Consider the following 20,284-nt stretch of genomic DNA (forward strand, 5'->3'; position numbering starts at 1 on the left):
ACACGGAAGTTAAGCTCTTTAGCGCCGATGGTAGTTGGGGGCTTCCCCCTGTGAGAGTAGGACGTCGCTAGGCACCTAGAAAAGTCGAGGATTTATTCCTCGGCTTTTTTGTTTTATAAAATAAAAGTAAAATGATATACTCATTTTAAAATTTACATAATGAATGATGCTGTATAATGCTTCTAAAAACGAGCAAAGCAGACTGTTTGTGGAATGTAACGGGGGGAAACACATATGTGCCCGTAAAAACAAAAACGACTGATAGAATTAACGAACAGGAGGTTAGAGCGCCATCAAGAGAGATTTTTACAACTTGCTGGAATGTCTAAAAATAGGAAGAGGCAGTCGCTAGAACGTTTCAGGCGCATGTTTCACATTGTATATTGCCTCAACATTTGATATATCCATCGCTTATTGTTCAAAGAGTAAAGTCGGACGAGCTTTATTAGCGAATTTTAAATTGAAATTAGATCTATAACACACATCTTGCTTTAATAAGGGAGGAATTAAAAAATGAGGCGTAACATTTTTTCTACTATATCAATATTTTCCTTAATGATTACATTCTTTATGTTTGGCTATGATTCATCAAAATGGTATGGTAGTTTTTTTAATTTCCTTTATGATCTAAGTATATTTACGCCATTTATGTTAGGAGGATTGGGAATAATTAGCGCAATTTTGGGTATTAAAGGCGATATTCGTATAGTTTTAATTGTACTCAATGCTTTTTTAATGTTCCTGTTCCTGGGTGCATATTTAATTGGAATCTACGGATTTCAAAATCCTTAATAAAGAACTGCAGTTTATTTTTCTGCAGTTCTTTTAATTTGTCTTCGATTAGTAACAATAAAAATATAAATCCTTGTTAATAGCTAGTCACCAAAAGTTGAGAATGATATTTATTAAGCGGAGAGTGGGCGACTTTTTTTGGAATAGCGTCACAGATGAGATCTTGGAGCGAGCAAGCTGAGGAAAGAAGGCTAAAAATATCACATCCTATAATAACGCCTTCGTGACCAACATCGTGCCGATGTCGTTATGTTGCAATACGCTTTCGCATAAAAAACATTTGTTGGCACAAGCGGCTCATCGGACGCCCCTAGGAAAGTGCCTAGTCAGAATGAAAATCAACTTCACGTTTTGGCGAAGAGCATTTTATTAATACATCATACATACTAAAGGAACAAACTAAAGGTATAATGGAATTCATACAAGGGAAAACAATTGGAAACAAGATTGAAAGGAAGAAAGATTTGGGAAAAAAACAAATTTGGTATGAAGTAGAAGAAAACGAGTCAATTGAAGATTGTTTGGCAAGAATGCGTCGAGATGGTTATATGGCAGTGGGAAGAAAAGAAGAACCGATTTTTCACTTAGTCGATGGAGAACCAACGTTTTTGCGTCAAAAAATACAATTTAAAGCAATGTTATGGCAAGATTCCGAGTAATTCTTTCTTAAATCCGAACATTTATAAATGACTAAAATAAAATGTTCGCATTTTTGGTTGACTACAATGGAATGACTTGTTAAAATATGAGAAGGAAAAACAAATAAATCCCACATATATGCTAGAGGATTGGCTCTAGTGTCTCTACCCGGCACCGTAAATGCCGGACTATGCGGGAAAGCACTTTTGGCATGTTACGGGAAGGTTTATGTGCAGAAATGTACATTTGCATATTCTTTTCATAATAAGTCCTCAAGTAAACTGCTTTCACGTGTATGGTAGGGAGTAGTTTATTTGAGGATTTTCTTTGTTATAAAAAGAAAAAGTAAAGAATTGTAGTAGCTATAAAATATTTGATCATTTTTCTAACGTTAAAAAGGGGCGACAATCATGAATCCGAAAATCGGTGTCATTATGGGGAGTTCAAGTGACTGGGAAACAATGAAATATGCATGTGATATTTTAGATGAATTACAGGTACCGTACGAGAAAAAAGTTGTATCTGCACATCGTACTCCCGATTTAATGTTTGAGTATGCAGAATCAGCACGTGAGCGAGGTATTCAAGTAATTATTGCTGGTGCAGGTGGAGCTGCGCATTTACCTGGAATGGTAGCAGCTAAAACAACGTTACCGGTAATCGGTGTACCTGTGCAATCACGTGCTCTTAACGGTCTTGATTCTTTATTATCAATCGTTCAAATGCCTGGCGGTGTACCTGTAGCAACAGTAGCGATTGGCAAAGCGGGAGCGACGAACGCAGGCTTGCTAGCAGCGCAAATTTTATCGACAACAGATGCAGAGCTTGCTAATAAACTAGATGCTAGACGTGAAGTCACGAAGCAACAAGTATTGGAAAGCACAGGTGACTTAGTGTGACAAAGATAATTTATCCCGGGCAGACGATAGGCATTATCGGAGGAGGTCAGCTTGGCCGTATGATGGCACTTGCTGCTAAAGAAGCAGGCTTTAAAATCGCCGTTCTTGAACCATCAATGGATTCACCAGGTGGACAGGTTGCGGATGTACTTATTGTAGCCCCGTATGATGATGAGTCAGCTTTAGAAGAACTTGCAGAGGTAAGTGACGTTATAACGTATGAATTTGAAAATATCGATTATGAAGGCTTAAAACGTTTAACACAAATGGCTTACGTCCCACAAGGAGCAGAGCTAGTACGCATCACACAAGACCGTGTGACAGAGAAAGAAGCGATAGTGAACGCGGGTTGTCCAGTAGCCCCTTATTTGGTTGTAAATACATATGAAGAATTACTAGCCAATATTGATAGGATTAGTTATCCTTGTATAGTCAAAACAGCAAGAGGTGGCTATGATGGCAAGGGACAGCAGCTTTTAAAATCTACAGAAGACCTACCGTTAGCAAAAGGGCTTTTCTCTCATTCACAATGTATTGTTGAGGGATATGTATCTTTCGTTAAAGAGGTGTCTGTCATTGTTCAAAGAAACGGGCATGGTGAATCATATTGTCAGCCAGTTGGAGAAAATATTCATGTTCATCAAATTTTACATGAAACGATCGTACCAGCTCGTATAAAAGAGGAAACATCACTGTCTGCAGAACGAGAAGCCTTGAAAATTGCTGATTATTTAAATTTAGTAGGGACATTAGCTGTAGAAATGTTTGTATTAGAAGATGGTGGAATTGTTATAAATGAATTAGCACCAAGACCTCATAATTCAGGTCACTATTCTATAGAAGCATGTAACGTTTCACAGTTCCATCAGCATATACGTGCAGTTTGTGGTTGGCCATTATGTAAACCACAACTTTGGGCACCATCTATTATGGTAAATGTTTTAGGGCAGCATGTCATGCCACTTAGTAACTCAATTGCTAAATATCCTGAATGGTCTATACATCTTTATGGGAAAGCTGAAGCTAAGGTGAACCGTAAGATGGGCCACGTAACGATTATGACAAAAAACTTAGAAGAAACACTACAACAAATCGAGAGTTCTGGCATTTGGTCAGAATAGAAGGAGAAACGCAATGATCGAACGTTACACAAGACCCGAAATGGGCGCAATTTGGACAGAACAAAATAAATATCAAGCTTGGTTAGAAGTTGAAATTTTAGCATGTGAGGCTTGGGCAGAAATTGGAGACATCCCAAAAGAGGATGTAGCTAAAATTCGTGAAAATGCTTCATTTGATGTTAATCGCATTTTAGAGATTGAGAAAGAAACACGTCATGATGTTGTAGCATTTACTCGTGCCGTTTCTGAGACACTTGGTGAAGAGCGAAAATGGGTGCACTATGGTTTAACTTCTACGGACGTAGTTGATACAGCCCTTTCTTATATAATTAAACAAGCGAATGATATTTTACGCAAAGACATCGTGAATTTCATTGATATTATTGCAGCAAAAGCGAAAGAGCATAAGCATACGGTTATGATGGGACGTACACATGGTGTTCATGCTGAGCCAACAACTTTCGGTTTAAAACTTGGTTTATGGTATGAAGAAATGAAGCGTAACCTAGAACGCTTTGAAGCAGCAGCAAAAGTAATTGAAACAGGAAAAATGTCTGGAGCAGTTGGAACATATGCCAATATCGATCCTAAAGTTGAGCAATATGTATGCGATAAACTAGGCCTTGCAGCATCACCTATTTCAACTCAAACATTACAACGCGATCGTCATGCGCAATATTTAGGTGCGTTGGCATTAATCGCAACATCAATTGAGAAATTTGCAACAGAGATTCGCGGCTTGCAAAAATCAGAAACGCGTGAAGTTGAGGAAGCATTTGCAAAAGGTCAAAAAGGCTCGTCGGCAATGCCTCATAAACGTAATCCAATCGGTTCTGAAAACATGGTTGGTATGTCACGTTTAATGCGTGGCTATATGGTAACAGCTTATGAAAACGTAGCATTATGGCATGAGCGTGATATTTCACATTCATCTGCAGAGCGCGTTATTTTACCGGATGCAACGATTACACTTAACTATATGTTAAATCGCTTCGGTAACATTGTGAAAAACTTAACAGTATTCCCTGAAAACATGAAACGTAATATGGGTCGCACTTTTGGTTTAATTTATTCTCAACGTATCTTATTAGCACTAATTGATAAAGGGTTAGTGCGTGAGGAAGCGTATGATACAGTACAACCTTTAGCGATGCAGGCATGGGACGAGCAAGTTCAGTTCCGTACGTTAGTCGATGCAAGTGAAAAAATTACATCGTATTTAACGAAGGAAGAGCTAGATGATTGCTTCGACTACAACTACCATTTACAGCATGTAGATATGATTTTTGAACGTCTTGGTCTTAACTAACAATCTTCACGCTTTGTTTATCCACGCGAAAGCAAAGCGACAGCTACAATACGCCAAGGCGAAATGGATTGAGTAGAGTCACTAGCGGATGTTACAGAATTGAATCGTAAACGTACGATTCAATTCTGAACAATACGCGTGTATTTCATAATATCAGGGGGAGTAACGAAATGACTAAAGGTCAACTTTTGTATGAAGGTAAAGCAAAAAAATTGTACTCAACAGAGGAGCCTAATGTGTTACTCGTTGAATACAAGGATAGTGCAACAGCGTTTAATGGTGAGAAAAAAGAAGAAATTGAAGGCAAAGGCGTATTAAATAATCGCATTACATCTTTAATTTTCGAAAAATTACAAGCAAACGGAATTGCGTCACATTTCGTAAAACAATTATCTGATACGCAGCAGCTTGTAAAAAAGGTAGATATTATTCCAATTGAAGTCGTAGTTCGCAATATAGCGGCAGGTAGCTTAGCGAAACGTCTTGGCATTGAGGAAGGTACACCATTAAAACGCCCAATCGTTGAATTTTATTATAAAGACGATGAGCTAGGCGATCCGCTCATTTCAACGGAGCATATTGACGTACTTGATCTTGCAACACCTGAGGAAGTGACAGCCATTTATGATGGTGCACTTGTAGTGAACAAAGTTTTACAGCCTATTTTTGCAGATGTCAACGTTACACTAATTGACTTTAAATTAGAGTTTGGACGTGACAATGACGGAAATGTACTACTGGCAGATGAAATATCACCAGATACATGCAGACTTTGGGATGCAACTACAAAGCAAAAGTTAGACAAAGATGTCTTTCGTAGAGACCTTGGTAATTTAACTGAAGTTTATACTATTATACTTTCTAGACTCGGAGGCAAATAACAATGAAAAAAGTTAAAATTTACGTGACATTACGTGAGAGCATTCTTGATCCACAAGGTTCAGCTGTACAAGGTTCTTTAGTGAAAATGGGTTACGCTGAAGTAGAAGATTTACGAATCGGTAAATATCTTGAACTAGCAATTAAAGATACAGAACGAGATATTGATACTCTAGTAAAAGAAATGTGTGAAAAGGTTTTAACTAACGTTGTAATCGAAGACTATCGCTACGAAGTCGAGGAGGCTAACTAATCATGAAATTCGCAGTACTCGTTTTCCCTGGGTCAAACTGTGATATCGATATGTATCATGCGATTAAAGACGAGCTAGGTGAAGAAGTAGAATATGTATGGCATACAGCAACAGATTTAAGTGGCTTTGATGGCATTTTAGTACCAGGAGGCTTCTCATACGGGGATTATCTTCGCTGTGGTGCGATGGCCAACCAATCTAATATTATGGCAGAGGTTAAGAAGGCAGCAGATGCTGGTAAGCCGGTATTGGGCGTATGTAATGGCTTCCAAATATTAACTGAAGCAGGCTTATTACCTGGCGCATTACTTCGTAACAAAAATTTGAAATTCATGTGCCGTACAATCCAGCTTAAAGTTGAAAACAATAATACATTATTCACAAACCAATATGAGCAAGGTCAAATGATCAATATTCCAATCGCTCATGGTGAAGGTAACTATTACTGTGACGAGGAAACTTTACAGCAATTAAAAGATAACAATCAAATCGTGTTTACATATTCAGGCGAAAATCCAAACGGTTCTTTAGAAGATATCGCAGGGATTACAAACGAGCGCGGCAATGTACTAGGTATGATGCCTCACCCAGAGCGAGCTGTTGATGCACTGGTGGGCGGAGCAGATGGTCTGGCAGTATTTAAATCAATTGTGAAGCAGTGGAGGGAAAATCATGTCAACAACTAAGTTTGAGCCAACAGCACAGCAAATTAAAGAGCAAAAGCTATACGCTGGTATGGGGATGTCAGACGAAGAATTTGCAATGGTAGAAGGTATTTTAGGACGTCTACCAAACTGGACAGAGACAGGTCTTTTCTCCGTAATGTGGTCTGAGCACTGCTCATACAAAAATTCAAAACCAGTGTTACGTAAATTCCCTACAAAGGGTCCACAAGTTTTACAAGGTCCAGGTGAAGGTGCTGGTATCGTAGATATTGGCGACGAACAAGCAGTTGTATTTAAAATGGAATCACATAACCATCCATCAGCAATTGAGCCTTATCAAGGTGCTGCTACAGGAGTTGGTGGTATTATCCGTGACGTTTTCTCAATGGGTGCACGTCCAATTGCGATGCTAAACTCACTACGCTTTGGCGAATTAAAATCAGCACGTGGTAAATATTTATTTGAAGAAGTAGTTGCTGGTATCGCAGGTTACGGTAACTGTATCGGGATTCCTACAGTCGGTGGCGAAATTCAATTCGATCCTTGCTATGAAGGCAACCCACTAGTGAATGCAATGTGTGTAGGTTTAATCGACCACAAAGATATTCAACGTGGAATCGCGGCTGGTGTAGGGAATACAGTTATGTATGTGGGCGCTAAAACAGGCCGTGACGGTATCCATGGTGCAACATTTGCATCTGAAGAGTTAACAGAAGAATCTGAGAACCAACGTCCAGCAGTTCAAGTAGGTGATCCATTTATGGAGAAACTTTTACTTGAAGCATGTTTAGAAGTTGTAAAATCTGACGCGCTAGTAGGCATTCAAGATATGGGTGCTGCTGGTCTTACTTCTTCATCAGCAGAAATGGCTTCTAAGGCTGGCTCTGGTGTAGAAATGAACTTAGACTTAGTACCTCAACGTGAGACAGGCATGACAGCATATGAAATGATGCTATCTGAATCTCAGGAGCGTATGCTACTTGTTGTGAAAAAAGGTCGCGAAGATGAAATTAAAGCGATTTTCGATAAATATGACTTAGATGCTGTGGCAATTGGTCGCGTGACGGATGATAAAATGCTACGCCTATTACATAATGGCGAAGTTGTAGCTGAAGTACCTGCTGATGCACTTGCAGAAGATGCACCAGTTTATCATAAACCATCTGCAGAGCCTGCTTACTATGCTGAGTTCCAAGCGATGGAAAACACAGAACCAGTGGTAACAGATTACAAAGAAACATTAAATGCACTTTTAAAAGCACCAACAGTTGCTTCAAAAGAGTGGGTTTACGATCAATATGATTATCAAGTACGTACATCAACAGTCGTTGCACCAGGTTCTGATGCAGCCGTGATCCGCGTTCGCGGTACGAACAAAGGATTAGCGATGACTACTGACTGTAACTCTCGTTATATTTTCCTAGATCCAGAGGTAGGCGGTGCCATTGCTGTAGCAGAGGCAGCTCGTAATATCGTGGCAACTGGTGGTACACCATTAGCAATTACCGACTGCTTAAACTTTGGTAATCCTGAGAAACCAGAAATCTTCTGGCAAATTGACAAATCAGCTGATGGTATTTCAGCGGCTTGTACAGCATTGAATTCACCAGTAATTGGCGGTAACGTCTCTCTTTATAACGAGCGTTCTGGCGAAGCGGTTTACCCAACACCAACAATAGGTATGGTTGGACTAATTAAAGATTTAGCACATGTGACAACTCAAGAAGTAAAGGTTGCTGGTGATGTAGTATTTGTGATCGGCGATACAAAAACTGAGTTCGGTGGTTCGGAGCTTCAAAAACTGTTAAATAATGGGGTTATTTCAGGGAAAGCACCAGCTATTGACCTACAAATTGAAGCCGCACGTCAAGAAGCATTGCTTAAAGCGATTAAAGCAGGAATCGTACAATCTGCACATGATGTAGCAGAAGGCGGTCTTGCAGTAGCGCTTGTTGAAACAACATTTGGCGCAAATGGCTTAGGTCTTGATGTAACATTAACAGGCTCTGCTACAACAGCATTATTCAGTGAAACACAATCTCGTTTTGTTGTAACAGTGAAAGAAGAAAATGTAGCTGCATTTGTAGAAATTGTAAAAGACGCAATGAAAATCGGTGTTGTAACAAACGATGCGCTTGTTAAAATCGACGGTGACAACGGTGTGCTTGTAGAAGGTACAGTGGAGGAATTCCGTTCTAATTGGAAAGGAGCAATCCCATGCTTGCTGAACTCAGAGGCTTAAACGAAGAATGTGGGGTGTTTGGTATTTGGGGTAACTCAAATCCAGCACACCTTAGTTATTACGGGCTTCATGCTCTTCAACACCGTGGCCAAGAAGGCGCTGGGATCGTAGTTTCTGACGGTCAGCATCTTCGCGCGGTGAAAGGCGAAGGACTAGTTAATGATGTTTTCAACGAAGAGAAATTAAAGGCAGTGGACGGAAAAGCAGCAATTGCCCATGTCCGTTATACGACTGCTGGAGGGGGCGGTATTGAAAATGTACAGCCGTTATTATTTCACTCCTCAACTGGTAGCCTTTCAATTGCTCATAACGGTAATTTAGTCAATGCCACGCACTTAAAACAGTATTTAGAGCGTCAAGGTAGTATTTTCCATTCCAGCTCCGATACTGAAGTGCTAGCACATCTTATTAAGAAAAGCTCGCATTCACCATTCCGTGCGAAGGTGAAAAATGCCCTATCTTTATTAAAGGGCGCGTATTCTGTCTTAATTATGACTAAAGATGAAATGCTTGTTGCACGTGATCCACATGGTTTACGTCCATTATCTCTTGGGAAGCTAGGAGATGGCTGGGTTGTAGCTTCTGAAACTTGTGCATTTGATTTAATAGGTGCAGAATTTGTTCGATCTGTTGAACCTGGTGAGTTATTAATTATTAACGATGAGGGTGTAAAATCTGATCGTTTTGTAGATATGGATAAACGTGCAATGTGCGCGATGGAGTACGTTTATTTAGCACGTCCCGATTCTGATATTGATGGTATTAACGTCCACATGGCGCGTAAACGTATGGGCAAACAGCTTGCTCGAGAATGTGCACATATTGAAGCGGATGTTGTAACAGGTGTCCCTGATTCAAGTATTTCAGCAGCAATCGGCTTTGCAGAGGAAAGTGGCATTCCGTATGAGCTAGGTCTTATTAAAAATCGTTATGTAGGTCGTACATTTATCCAGCCAACACAGGAATTACGTGAACGCGGTGTGAAAATGAAGCTTTCTCCTGTTGTTCAAGTCGTAAAAGATAAACGTGTAGTGATGGTGGACGATTCAATCGTTCGCGGTACAACTTCAAGACGTATTGTAAAAATGTTAAAAGATGCAGGGGCGGCAGAAGTACATGTTGTCATTTCTTCACCACCGATGACGGATCCTTGCTATTACGGTATTGATACTTCCACACATGAAGAATTGATTGCATCTAGCCACAATGTAGATGAAATCCGGGATGCTATAGGAGCAGATTCCCTAACATTCCTTTCCGTTGAAGGTATGGTGGAGACGATTGCAAGACCATATGAAGATGAAAACCGTGGATTATGCCTAGCGTGCTTTACAGGTAAATATCCTACAGAAATTTTCCCAGATACAATCTTACCACATGAAAAAGAACTATTACGTTAAGAAAAACATCTAAACACGTCTAGCTATAAATGATAAATCTAGATTCAGATGTGCCAAGGCGATTTGGATGATAAGGAGGAACTCTGCGTGTCAAAAGCATATGAACAAGCAGGTGTAAATATAGAAGCAGGCTACGAAGCCGTAAAACGAATGAAGTCTCACGTTGAACGAACAAACCGTCTAGGTGTGATGGGCACGTTTGGTGGTTTTGGCGGTATGTTTGACTTGTCAGAACTAAATCTTAAGGAACCTGTTCTTATTTCAGGTACAGATGGTGTTGGGACAAAACTAAAGCTAGCGTTTATGGTGGACAAGCACGACACGATTGGTGTGGACTGTGTAGCGATGTGTGTCAATGATATCGTAGCGCAAGGGGCTGAACCATTGTATTTTTTAGATTATGTAGCCCTTGGCAAGGCAGAGCCAGCGAAAATTGAGCAAATCGTAAAGGGCGTTGCAGATGGCTGTGTGCAATCTGGTGCGGCATTAATCGGTGGAGAAACTGCAGAGATGCCAGGTCTTTACGAAGAAGATGAGTATGATTTAGCAGGTTTTGCGGTAGGAGCTTGTGAAAAATCAGCCATCGTAACAGGTGAGAAAACCGTAGAGGGTGACGTGCTTGTTGGTATTGCTTCAAGTGGGGTGCATTCAAACGGTTACTCATTAGTGCGAAAAGTTGTTTTTGCAGATAATCATTACGCTGTTGATTCGATTGTGGAAGGCTACGAGGATCTTGGTCCTATAGGGGAAGCCTTGTTAGTGCCAACAAAATTATATGCAAGACCTGTACTTGCAGCTTTAAAAGCAGCAGATGTTCATGGGTGTGCCCATGTAACTGGCGGTGGTTTTTATGAAAACCTACCACGTATGATGCCAGAAGGTTTAGCAACTGAAATTAACTTAGGTTCTTGGCCTGTCTTACGTATTTTTGAGTTTTTAAAAGAAAAAGGCCAGTTAGAGGACAAGGATTTATATAATGTCTTTAACATGGGGATTGGCTTCGTGTTAGCTGTACCTGCAGATGAAGTAGATAAAGTACTTGCTACAGTAGAAGCAAATGGTGAAAAAGCATACAAAATCGGTCGCGTTGTGAAAGGCGAGGGTGTTGTATTCAATGGCTCACATGATGGGAGTTTAGTGTAATGACTGCACCAACTAAAATTGCCGTTTTTGCTTCAGGTAGCGGCAGTAACTTTCAAGCTATTCAAGAGGCGATTGAACGTGGTGAACTACATGCAAAGATCGAACTTGTTGTCACAGACAAGCCTAGTGCATTTGTAGTGACACGTGCTGAGAACTATAGTATTCCGGTGCTAGCTTTAAGTCCGAAAGAGTTTTCTTCAAAAGCAAATTATGAGACTGCTATTATCGAAGCACTCCATAAATGTCATGTAGAATGGATTGTGCTTGCAGGTTATATGCGCTTAATTAGTGAAGTATTACTAACTGCATATCCACAGCGCATCGTGAATATTCACCCTTCACTATTACCGGCTTTCCCTGGTAAGGATGCCATTGGTCAAGCAATGGAACACGGAGTCAAAATAACAGGTGTAACCGTCCATTTTGTAGATGAAGGTATGGACACGGGACCTATTATTGCTCAATCGGCAGTTCAAGTTGTTGAAGGTGATCGTGAGGCAACAGAAACGGCCATTCATAAGGAAGAACATGAACTTTATACAAAAGCTTTACAGCAATTATTAAAGTAATTCAGTGGTGAGGAGTTTGGTCTTCTGGAACAATACAGCCAACTCTACTCTAACAATAATAGCAAGACATATTCGTGGCAAACACGATAAAAATTGGTTTATCACCAAAAGTTGTGGGTGACTTTTGTTAAAACGTCTACTATGTAAATAAGTTGATGGGAGTGGAGGCTGGACGACTCCTTGGGGATTAGCGATAGAGGAACGAAGGCTAAAAGCTTCACATCCTGTGATAACGCCTTCGTGACCAACATCGTGTTGCTGCCGCTACGTTACACTAAGCTTTCGCAACATCTGTTGCCCCAAGCGGCTCATCGGACGCCCCCAGGAAGTTTTGCTCTGTAGCGAAAGCGAAGCGTCAGCAACAAATGTCTTCTGTAGCGAAAGCGAAGCGTCAGCTACAAAGCGCCCAGCCGGAACAGAAATCAACCACACGTTTTGGTGATGATCCTAAAAATTAGGAGGATATTGTTGTGACAAAACGTGCATTAATCAGTGTTTCCAATAAAGATGGTATTTTAGAATTTGCGAAGGAACTAGTAGCGTTAGGTTATGAAATTTTATCAACTGGTGGTACGAAAAAAATGTTACAAGACAATAATGTTGCCGTAACAGCAGTAGATGAAGTAACTAAATTCCCTGAAATTTTAGATGGTCGTGTAAAAACTTTAAATCCAATGATTCACGGTGGACTATTAGGAAAGTTTGACGATGCTTCTCATCAAGCACAAATGAATGAGCATGGAATTGAGCCAATTGAGATTGTTTGTGTCAATCTTTACCCGTTTGTTGAAACAATTTCAAAGCCTAATGTAACATGGGATGACGCTATCGAAAATATTGATATTGGTGGTCCAACAATGTTACGTTCTGCAGCAAAAAACCATCAATATGTAACAGTAATTGTGGATAGCAATGACTATGCGAACGTATTAGAGGAGCTTAAAGCTAATGGTACAACGACAATTGAAACTCGTCGTAAGTTAGCTGCAAAAGTTTTCCGTCACACAGCCGCTTATGATTCATATATATCAAACTACTTAACAGAAGAAGAGTTCCCAGAGAGCTTAACAATGACATATGAATTAAAACAAAACTTACGCTATGGTGAAAATCCTCATCAAAAAGCAGCATTCTATCAAAAGCGACTAGGCTCAGATTTTTCATTAGCTTATGCTACGCAATTACATGGTAAAGAATTATCATACAACAATATTCAAGATGGGAATGCCGCATTGCAAATTGTCAAAGAGTTTGAAATGCCTGCAGCAGTAGCTGTAAAGCACATGAACCCTTGTGGTGTTGGAACGGGCGCAACATTAGAAGAAGCGTTTGATAAAGCGTATGAAGCAGATCCAACATCTATTTTCGGAGGTATTATTGCTTTAAATATGGAAGTAGACGCAGCAACTGCTGAAAAATTAAGCCATATCTTTTTAGAAATTATCATTGCACCTGCTTTCTCTCAAGGAGCACTTGATATTTTAACGAAGAAGAAAAATATTCGCTTATTAACAATTCCTTTTGAGCAAGCAAAACAAGACAAATTCAATGTTGTATCAGTTGAAGGTGGTCTTCTTGTACAAGAACCAGATCGCCACGGCTTTTCTAATGCAGATATTAAAGTTGTCACAGACCGTGAACCGACAGCACAGGAATGGGAAGCATTACAGCTTGGCTGGGCAGTTGTGAAGCACGTTAAATCTAATGCAATCGTCGTTACAGATTCTCAAATGACACTTGGCGTTGGTGCTGGTCAAATGAACCGTGTTGGCGCAGCTAAAATCGCATTTGAGCAAGCAGGCGAAAAAGCAAAAGGTGCAGCACTAGCTTCAGATGCATTTTTCCCAATGAGCGATACTGTTGAAGCAGCTGCAGCGGCTGGTATTACAGCCATTATTCAACCTGGTGGCTCTATCAAAGATCAGGATTCAATCGATAAAGCAAATGAATACGGCATTGCGATGGTATTCACTGGCGTACGTCATTTCAAGCACTAAAATATTCAAAAACTAGACCGAGATGGGCAACATCTCGGTTTTACGCACAAAGAGGAGGATTCCCTAAAATGAAAGTAATGGTCATTGGAAGCGGCGGTCGAGAGCATGCTATCGCCAAACAATTTAGTATGTCACCATCTGTTAATAAAGTATTTGTAGCACCTGGTAATGATGGCATGAAAAGCGGAGCAGAAATTGTTGCTATTGATACTATGGACTTTGCAGGTCTTGCACAATTTGCAAAGGAAAATGCAGTAGATTTAACCTTTGTAGGACCTGAGCAACCACTTGCGGAAGGCATAGTGGATTTCTTTACTGCTATTGGTTTACGAGTATTTGGTCCAACAAAGGCAGCAGCACAAATCGAAAGCAGTAAATCATATGCGAAAGAAATTATGAATAAATACAATATCCCAACTGCTGCCCATGAAACGTTTACTGAAGCTGCCAAGGCTATTACATATATTAAAGAGCAAGGTGCACCAATCGTTATCAAAGCAGACGGCTTGGCAGCTGGTAAAGGTGTAGTTGTAGCAATGACCGAAGATGAAGCAATTGAAGCTGTAGAGGATATGATTGGGAACCAACGTTTTGGTGAGTCCTCTTCTCGAGTTGTCATTGAAGAATTCCTAGACGGGGAAGAATTCTCCTTTATGTCCTTTGTCCATAAAGGCCAGATTTATCCAATGGTGATTGCTCAAGACCATAAACGTGCTTATGACGGCGATCAAGGACCAAATACAGGGGGTATGGGAGCTTATTCGCCAGTACCTCAAATCTCTCAAGAAGTAGTGGATGATGCATATAAAACGATTGTTGAACCGACCGTGAAAGGTATGGAGGCAGATGGTGTATCGTTTACCGGAATTTTATATGCAGGTTTGATATTAACGAAAAATGGTCCAAAAGTGATTGAGTTTAATGCACGCTTTGGAGATCCTGAAACGCAAGTAGTTTTACCACGTATGGCATCCGATTTTGGCGCATTTATGACTGCATTGATGGATGAAAAACCATTTGATTTGCAATGGTCTGAAGAAGCAATGCTAGGTGTAGTAATCGCCGCTGAAGGCTATCCAGGGGATGTTGAAAAAGGAAATGCATTACCTAACCTAGAGGCTCTTTCAGCTTCACATGCGGTATTCCATGCAGGCACAAAGCTTGTAGATGGGAACTTTGTTGGTAATGGTGGCCGAGTTTTATTAGTTGGAGCAAAGGCATCTACTTTACAAGAAGCACAAGAAAAAGTATACGCAGGCATTGCAACTGAAAAATGGGACAATTTCTTCTGCCGCAAAGATATCGGCTGGCGTACGTTTAAGTAGTGACTGATTAAATGATAAAAGTTATAGACGACAATTGTTAAAATATATGCTAGGTATATAAGTTGATTGGAGTGTCACAGATGAGTCTTTGGAGCAAAGCGATTAAGGGAGCGAGGGCTAAAAGCATCAAGTCCTGTGCTGACGCTTTGCTGTCTCGCCAACAACATCTGTTGCCTTGAAGCCCAAGGAAAGCTCCTAGTAGGAACGGAAATCAACCCTTCGCTATGATGATGGTCACTATAATTATCATACTGTGAAACTTCTTATTGTTTTCAAACGTATGAATGAAAAGGGTGAGAGCCGTCTCAACAATACAGTTGAGACGGCTCCTTTGACTAAGAAGGATTTTGTGCTTTAGTTGTAGAATTTTTACTTTCTGAGGAATGTTGATTTGAAGTGCTGGAGTCAGATTGCTTTGATGCAGTTGCGTTTGATCCTGACGTATTTCCAGATATAGCAGAGGAGAAATCCTTCATGAGTTTATCGATTTGTTCAGATGACATAGAATTTTGGCCGCTGAACATACTTTGCATAGAAGAGTTGCTGGTGCTATTGTTGTTGCTGTTGCTCATAGTACTCTCCAGACTAGAGCCCAGTAAAGCTTTGGTTGGGCAATACTTAAAGATACCTTCAGCCATTTTCAAGGCACCAAATGCAATCATCAATCGACCTTTCGTACATTCAGGATTTCTTGAGACTTTAGCGATACCGAATGCCGTTAAACCTGCCCCCATGGCAAAGCGACAAAAGGCATTTTTTTCGCTTAAATTCGATTCTTGCATCATAATATTTCCTCCTTTAGTCATTGTGGGAAAAATAAAGCGGGGTGCACTTTGTTTTATGAAAGTGCTGTGTTACGATTGAAACAAGATGATTGCATAAAGCATTAATTTCATAAAAAATCCGTTTATGCAGTAGTAGTATGTGATTTCGCGTAGGATTTACACAATGAAATTTTACGTAATTTAGGAAGGGGCGAATAGAATGGATCCAGTATGGAAAATTACAGAATTACGTCAGCAATTAGCAGTAATTGATGGAAAAAAAGCACCGGATATTGTATTAACAAATGCACGTTATTTACATAGCATGCTCAAACAATGGATAGTAGGGAACATTTGGATTTTAGGAGATCGTATTGTCTATGCTGGTGATAGAATGCCTCCGTTATTAGAAGGGACAGAAGTGGTTGATTGTACGAATAAAACAATTGTACCGGGATATATTGAGCCGCATGTTCATCCGTTCCAGTTATACCATCCGCAATCCTTTGCTGATTTTTGTGGTCAGCTAGGAACTACAACTTTTATTTCAGATAATTTAAGCTTCGTTTTATCTTTAGAAAATAAGAAAGCGTTTTCAATACTAGATGATTTGAAAAAGCTACCGTTTTCATTTTATTGGTGGACTCGTTTTGATTCGCAAACTGAAATGGAACAGGAGGAAGAGATTTTTTCTAATACGTCCATTTTAGAATGGCTAGAACGTGATGATGTTTTACTTGGAGGGGAATTAACGGGCTGGCCAAGGTTGTTACATGGGGATGACCAAATGCTCTATCGTATGCAAATGGCTAAGGGCTACGGGAAAAAAATAGAAGGGCATTTCCCTGGAGCATCAGAACGAACTTTAGCACGAATGAAGCTACTTGGTGCAGATGGTGATCATGAAGCTATGACAGTGGAAGAAGTAGAGCGACGTATTATGCAAGGATATGCCGTAACACTACGTCATTCTTCAATACGTCCAGACCTCCCTGATTTATTAAAGGGAATAGTTGAAAAAGAGCTACCTATTTTTGATCATTTAATGATGACAACAGATGGCTCACCACCTTCTTTCCATGAGGATGGTGTGATGGATAAATGTATTCAAGTAGCTTTAGATGCCGGTGTAGCACCGATAGATGCATATCAAATGGCTTCTTATAATGTTGCACGCTATTATAATATGTCCAACTTACATGGCTTTATCGCAACGGGTCGATTTGCTTCCCTAAATATTTTACAAGATGAATGGCACCCAGTTCCTGAAAGTGTATTATCGAAGGGTGTTTGGTTAAAACGTAATGGTGAACAAGTGCAGAAACTTGCGACAATAGATTATTCAGCGTTACCTGCATTTGACTTAGATTTTTCATTAACGTCTCATGATTTTCAATTCTCGATGCCGTTTGGAATTGAGTTAGTCAATGATGTTATTACGAAACCATATAACTCATTCATTACTAGAGATGGGCAGCTTGCAGATCATGATGAATGTTATTTAATGCTTATGAATAGAGACGGTAATTGGCATGTTAACACGATGATTAAAGGTTTTGCTACTAGTGTTCAAGGGTTTGCCTCATCTTATTCGAATACAGGCGATATTTTACTGATCGGAAAAAATAAAGACGATATGATTAAAGCCTTTGAGGAAATGAAGGCAATGCGTGGTGGTATTGTCCTTGTTGAAAAAGGCGAGGTAATTGCTGCTGTTCCTTTAACAATTGGCGGTCTTTTTTATGATGGAGATGTGAAGGAGCTAGCAGAAAAAGAGAAGTTCTTAAAACAAGCATTAGCGGAACGTGGTTACCACTTAGGAGACGCAGTTTACTCTTTACTATTCTTACAATCGACACATTTACCATATATCCGTATTACGCCAAAAGGGATTTTTGATGTTATGAAGAATAAGTTATTATTACCAGCAGTGATGCGTTAATTGAAGTTTCCCTATGGTAGATGTAATTGATAAAAGGAGAGTAATGCTTGTGTTCAAATCGAAGAAATTATTTATCGCAATGGCTTTTAGCACCTTACTGATAGGAGGATGTTCAAAAGATTCGTCAGAAGTAAAGAAAGATGATACGAGCAAAGTTGACGATGGAACTGCTATTGAAGAGCCAGTTAAAGAAGGAGCGTTTGTTGCTCCGTTAACAGGTGAAGCTGTGAAGGAAGAAATTACGCAGCGTCCAATTATTGTTACAGTTAATAATCACCCGAAAGCACGTCCACAATCAGGAATAGAAGCGGCAGATATTATTTATGAAATGCTAGCAGAAGGCAATGTTACACGTTTATTAGCAGTTTATCAAAGTGAACTGCCAGAAAATGTAGGGCCTGTTCGTAGTGCTCGATCTTATTTTGTGGATCTTGCGAAAGGCTATGGTGCATTTTACGTAGCACATGGTTATAGCCCAGAGGCGAAATCGATGCTTACTAATAATGTAGTCGACAATATAAATGGTATGGATTATGATGGCACACTTTTTAAACGTTCAAAAGACCGTGTTGCTCCACACAACTCGTATATTACGTCTGAAAGTATATTAAATGGAGCGAAAAAAGTGGGCGCTTCAATGAGTTACCATGAAAAAGTACATGAGGCTTTTTATGAACCCGATGAACGTGGTAAAATAGGCAATGAAACAAGTCGAGTTGACATTTACTACGGAAATAGTGAGTATTTCCATAATTCGTATTTGTATGATAAGCAAAGTAATCGTTATGGACGACAATCGGCTGGCGTTGACACAAAGGATATGTTAACAGGCGACACATTATCATTTTCAAATGTGCTATTTTTTGAAATGAAACATCGAACGATTGATAATGAGGGGCGCCAAGAAATTGATTTAACTTCTGGTGGAAATGCGTATGTATTTCAAAATGGCTATATGAGAGAAGTCAAATGGGCTAATATTGATGGAATACCAATGGCTGTAGAAGAGTCTGGGGAGCTTGTGAAGCTAGTACCAGGGAAGTCTTGGGTAAATTTCGTACCAATTTCACCAGGGTTACAAGCAATGGTGAAAACGCAGCCTTAAAGGGAGGAAGATTGCATGCAAATCGAAAAAATTCGAGGGCATCAAACAGATCAATTATTTAAAGCAGTGTTAGAGCTGAAAGACATCGAAGAATGTTATAAATTTTTTGATGATTTATGTACGATTAGTGAAATTCAATCGCTGGCACAACGCTTTGAGGTCGCGCATTTACTACGTTTAAAGAAAACCTACGAATCTATTAAGAAGGAAACAGGTGCAAGTACAGCAACTATTTCACGTGTACGTCGTTGCTTTGATTACGGGAATGATACATATGATGAAATGTTAGGTCGTTTGTATCCAGATGAAAAGCCGTTTCAAGCACCAAAAGAATAGTAGGTAAAAGGGCTGGGTAGAGTTATTACCCAGTCTTTTTCATTTTTTTGTAGACAGTCATAAGCTATACTTGTAAACGAATAGATTGAAAATGATAGGTGGTAAAATAGATGGATTGTTTAGAATGGAGACATGTGTTCAAGCTAGACCCAGCTAAAGATATTTCAGATGAGGCACTAGAAAAAATTTGTGAATCAGGTACAGATGTTATTATAGTTGGCGGAACAGACGGTGTAACGTTAGATGGTGTATTAGATTTACTTGTTCGTGTAAGACGCTTTGAAGTGCCAATAGCGCTTGAAATTTCTGCGATCGATTCAGTAACACCAGGCTATGACTATTATTTCATTCCAACCGTTTTGAATAGTGATGATCCAAAGTGGATTAAAAATTTACACCATGAAGCAATTAAAGAATATGGAGATATTATGGTATGGGATGAATTAGTCGCTGAAGGTTATTGTATTTTAAACCCGAATTGTAAAGTAGCTGAAGTAACGAATGCGAAAACGGATTTATCCATTGATGATGTTGTTGCTTACGCACGTATGGCTGAAAATTTCTTTAGACTACCTGTATTTTATGTAGAGTATAGCGGTACTTATGGCGATATTGAGGTTGTAAGTGCTGTGAAAAATGAACTGAAGAATACGCGACTGTTTTACGGTGGCGGCATTACATCTGCTCAGCAAGCAGCAGAAATGGCAAAATATGCAGATACAGTAGTAGTTGGTAATATTATATACGAAGATTTAAAAGCTGCACTTGCGACTGTTAAGGCTGTAAAAAATACGATATAATTTAACTTTTTCAGCAGGTGTCTAAACACCTGCTAAAAGAAGTTAAAGCCTCCGGCGGATGTCACGGGATCGGAAAGGAGTTCTTTGTGCAAGCACAAAGCCGA

19 protein-coding genes, 1 rRNA gene and 1 riboswitch are annotated in these 20,284 nt (G+C 39.7%); of the genes, 19 read left to right on the forward strand and 1 reads right to left on the reverse strand.

Going from position 1 to position 20,284, the window contains the following annotated elements:
- The 15 genes from rrf to purD all read left to right on the forward strand — a co-directional run.
- Nucleotides 1-73: ribosomal RNA gene (rrf, locus tag C7Y47_RS26305) — 5S ribosomal RNA — on the forward strand; the annotation flags it as partial.
- A 440-nt stretch (nucleotides 74-513) separates the two neighbouring features.
- Nucleotides 514-792 (forward strand): hypothetical protein, encoded by a 279-nt coding sequence (locus tag C7Y47_RS18410; protein WP_142510082.1) that lies wholly within the window; start codon nucleotides 514-516, stop codon nucleotides 790-792.
- Between the two features lie 464 nt (nucleotides 793-1,256).
- Nucleotides 1,257-1,451, forward strand: a complete 195-nt coding sequence (locus C7Y47_RS18415; protein ID WP_142510083.1) for an NETI motif-containing protein — start codon at nucleotides 1,257-1,259, stop codon at nucleotides 1,449-1,451.
- 92 nt (nucleotides 1,452-1,543) lie between these two features.
- Nucleotides 1,544-1,642, forward strand: a riboswitch (purine riboswitch).
- A gap of 199 nt (nucleotides 1,643-1,841) precedes the next feature.
- The gene (gene purE, locus C7Y47_RS18420) at nucleotides 1,842-2,330 is read left to right on the forward strand and encodes a 5-(carboxyamino)imidazole ribonucleotide mutase (protein WP_142510084.1); all 489 of its coding nucleotides are present in this window, start codon (nucleotides 1,842-1,844) and stop codon (nucleotides 2,328-2,330) included.
- A complete protein-coding gene (purK, locus tag C7Y47_RS18425) occupies nucleotides 2,327-3,451 on the forward strand; it encodes a 5-(carboxyamino)imidazole ribonucleotide synthase (RefSeq protein WP_142510085.1) in 1,125 nt (374 codons plus the stop codon). The genes purE and purK overlap by 4 nt, the downstream gene beginning before the upstream one ends.
- Before the next feature lie 13 nt (nucleotides 3,452-3,464).
- The gene (gene purB / locus C7Y47_RS18430) at nucleotides 3,465-4,760 is read left to right on the forward strand and encodes an adenylosuccinate lyase (RefSeq protein WP_142510086.1); all 1,296 of its coding nucleotides are present in this window, start codon (nucleotides 3,465-3,467) and stop codon (nucleotides 4,758-4,760) included.
- A 170-nt stretch (nucleotides 4,761-4,930) separates the two neighbouring features.
- A complete protein-coding gene (gene purC, locus C7Y47_RS18435) occupies nucleotides 4,931-5,641 on the forward strand; it encodes a phosphoribosylaminoimidazolesuccinocarboxamide synthase (RefSeq protein WP_142510087.1) in 711 nt (236 codons plus the stop codon).
- Nucleotides 5,642-5,643: 2 nt separating this feature from the next.
- A complete protein-coding gene (gene purS, locus C7Y47_RS18440; protein ID WP_079562648.1) occupies nucleotides 5,644-5,892 on the forward strand; it encodes a phosphoribosylformylglycinamidine synthase subunit PurS in 249 nt (82 codons plus the stop codon).
- A gap of 2 nt (nucleotides 5,893-5,894) precedes the next feature.
- Entirely contained in the window at nucleotides 5,895-6,578 is a 684-nt protein-coding gene (purQ, locus tag C7Y47_RS18445) for a phosphoribosylformylglycinamidine synthase subunit PurQ (RefSeq protein WP_142510088.1), read from the forward strand.
- A complete protein-coding gene (gene purL / locus C7Y47_RS18450; protein ID WP_142510089.1) occupies nucleotides 6,565-8,799 on the forward strand; it encodes a phosphoribosylformylglycinamidine synthase subunit PurL in 2,235 nt (744 codons plus the stop codon). Before purQ ends, purL begins: the two co-directional genes overlap by 14 nt.
- Complete coding sequence (gene purF, locus C7Y47_RS18455) at nucleotides 8,775-10,199, forward strand: amidophosphoribosyltransferase (RefSeq protein ID WP_142510090.1); 1,425 nt, start codon at nucleotides 8,775-8,777, stop codon at nucleotides 10,197-10,199. Before purL ends, purF begins: the two co-directional genes overlap by 25 nt.
- A gap of 87 nt (nucleotides 10,200-10,286) precedes the next feature.
- Nucleotides 10,287-11,342 (forward strand): phosphoribosylformylglycinamidine cyclo-ligase, encoded by a 1,056-nt coding sequence (gene purM, locus C7Y47_RS18460; RefSeq protein ID WP_142510091.1) that lies wholly within the window; start codon nucleotides 10,287-10,289, stop codon nucleotides 11,340-11,342.
- Nucleotides 11,342-11,911, forward strand: a complete 570-nt coding sequence (gene purN, locus C7Y47_RS18465; protein ID WP_142510092.1) for a phosphoribosylglycinamide formyltransferase — start codon at nucleotides 11,342-11,344, stop codon at nucleotides 11,909-11,911. Before purM ends, purN begins: the two co-directional genes overlap by 1 nt.
- Nucleotides 11,912-12,381: 470 nt before the next feature.
- On the forward strand, nucleotides 12,382-13,908 hold the full coding sequence (purH, locus tag C7Y47_RS18470; RefSeq protein WP_142510093.1) for a bifunctional phosphoribosylaminoimidazolecarboxamide formyltransferase/IMP cyclohydrolase: 1,527 nt from the start codon (nucleotides 12,382-12,384) through the stop codon (nucleotides 13,906-13,908).
- 68 nt (nucleotides 13,909-13,976) lie between these two features.
- Nucleotides 13,977-15,233, forward strand: coding sequence for a phosphoribosylamine--glycine ligase (gene purD, locus C7Y47_RS18475; RefSeq protein WP_142510094.1), 1,257 nt, complete (start codon nucleotides 13,977-13,979; stop codon nucleotides 15,231-15,233).
- Between the two features lie 335 nt (nucleotides 15,234-15,568).
- On the opposite strand, the gene C7Y47_RS18480 is transcribed toward purD, so the two are convergent.
- Nucleotides 15,569-16,018 (reverse strand): YgaP-like transmembrane domain, encoded by a 450-nt coding sequence (locus C7Y47_RS18480; RefSeq protein ID WP_142510095.1) that lies wholly within the window; start codon nucleotides 16,016-16,018, stop codon nucleotides 15,569-15,571.
- Nucleotides 16,019-16,217: 199 nt separating this feature from the next.
- Here C7Y47_RS18480 and C7Y47_RS18485 point away from each other — a divergent pair, with 199 nt between their 5' ends.
- The 4 genes from C7Y47_RS18485 (at nucleotide 16,218) to C7Y47_RS18500 (ending at nucleotide 20,180) form a co-directional block, all read left to right on the forward strand.
- Complete coding sequence (locus C7Y47_RS18485; RefSeq protein ID WP_142510096.1) at nucleotides 16,218-17,939, forward strand: adenine deaminase C-terminal domain-containing protein; 1,722 nt, start codon at nucleotides 16,218-16,220, stop codon at nucleotides 17,937-17,939.
- 49 nt (nucleotides 17,940-17,988) lie between these two features.
- Nucleotides 17,989-19,044 carry a DUF3048 domain-containing protein gene (locus C7Y47_RS18490; protein WP_142510097.1) on the forward strand — a complete coding sequence of 352 codons (1,056 nt, stop codon included), beginning with the start codon at nucleotides 17,989-17,991 and terminating at the stop codon, nucleotides 19,042-19,044.
- Between the two features lie 15 nt (nucleotides 19,045-19,059).
- Nucleotides 19,060-19,380, forward strand: coding sequence for a YerC/YecD family TrpR-related protein (locus C7Y47_RS18495; RefSeq protein WP_004225717.1), 321 nt, complete (start codon nucleotides 19,060-19,062; stop codon nucleotides 19,378-19,380).
- 110 nt (nucleotides 19,381-19,490) lie between these two features.
- A complete protein-coding gene (locus C7Y47_RS18500; protein WP_142510098.1) occupies nucleotides 19,491-20,180 on the forward strand; it encodes a heptaprenylglyceryl phosphate synthase in 690 nt (229 codons plus the stop codon).
- Nucleotides 20,181-20,284: the final 104 nt, after the last annotated feature.

It is taken from the genome of Lysinibacillus sphaericus, assembly GCF_006864135.1.
Classification (GTDB): Bacteria; Bacillota; Bacilli; order Bacillales_A; family Planococcaceae; genus Lysinibacillus.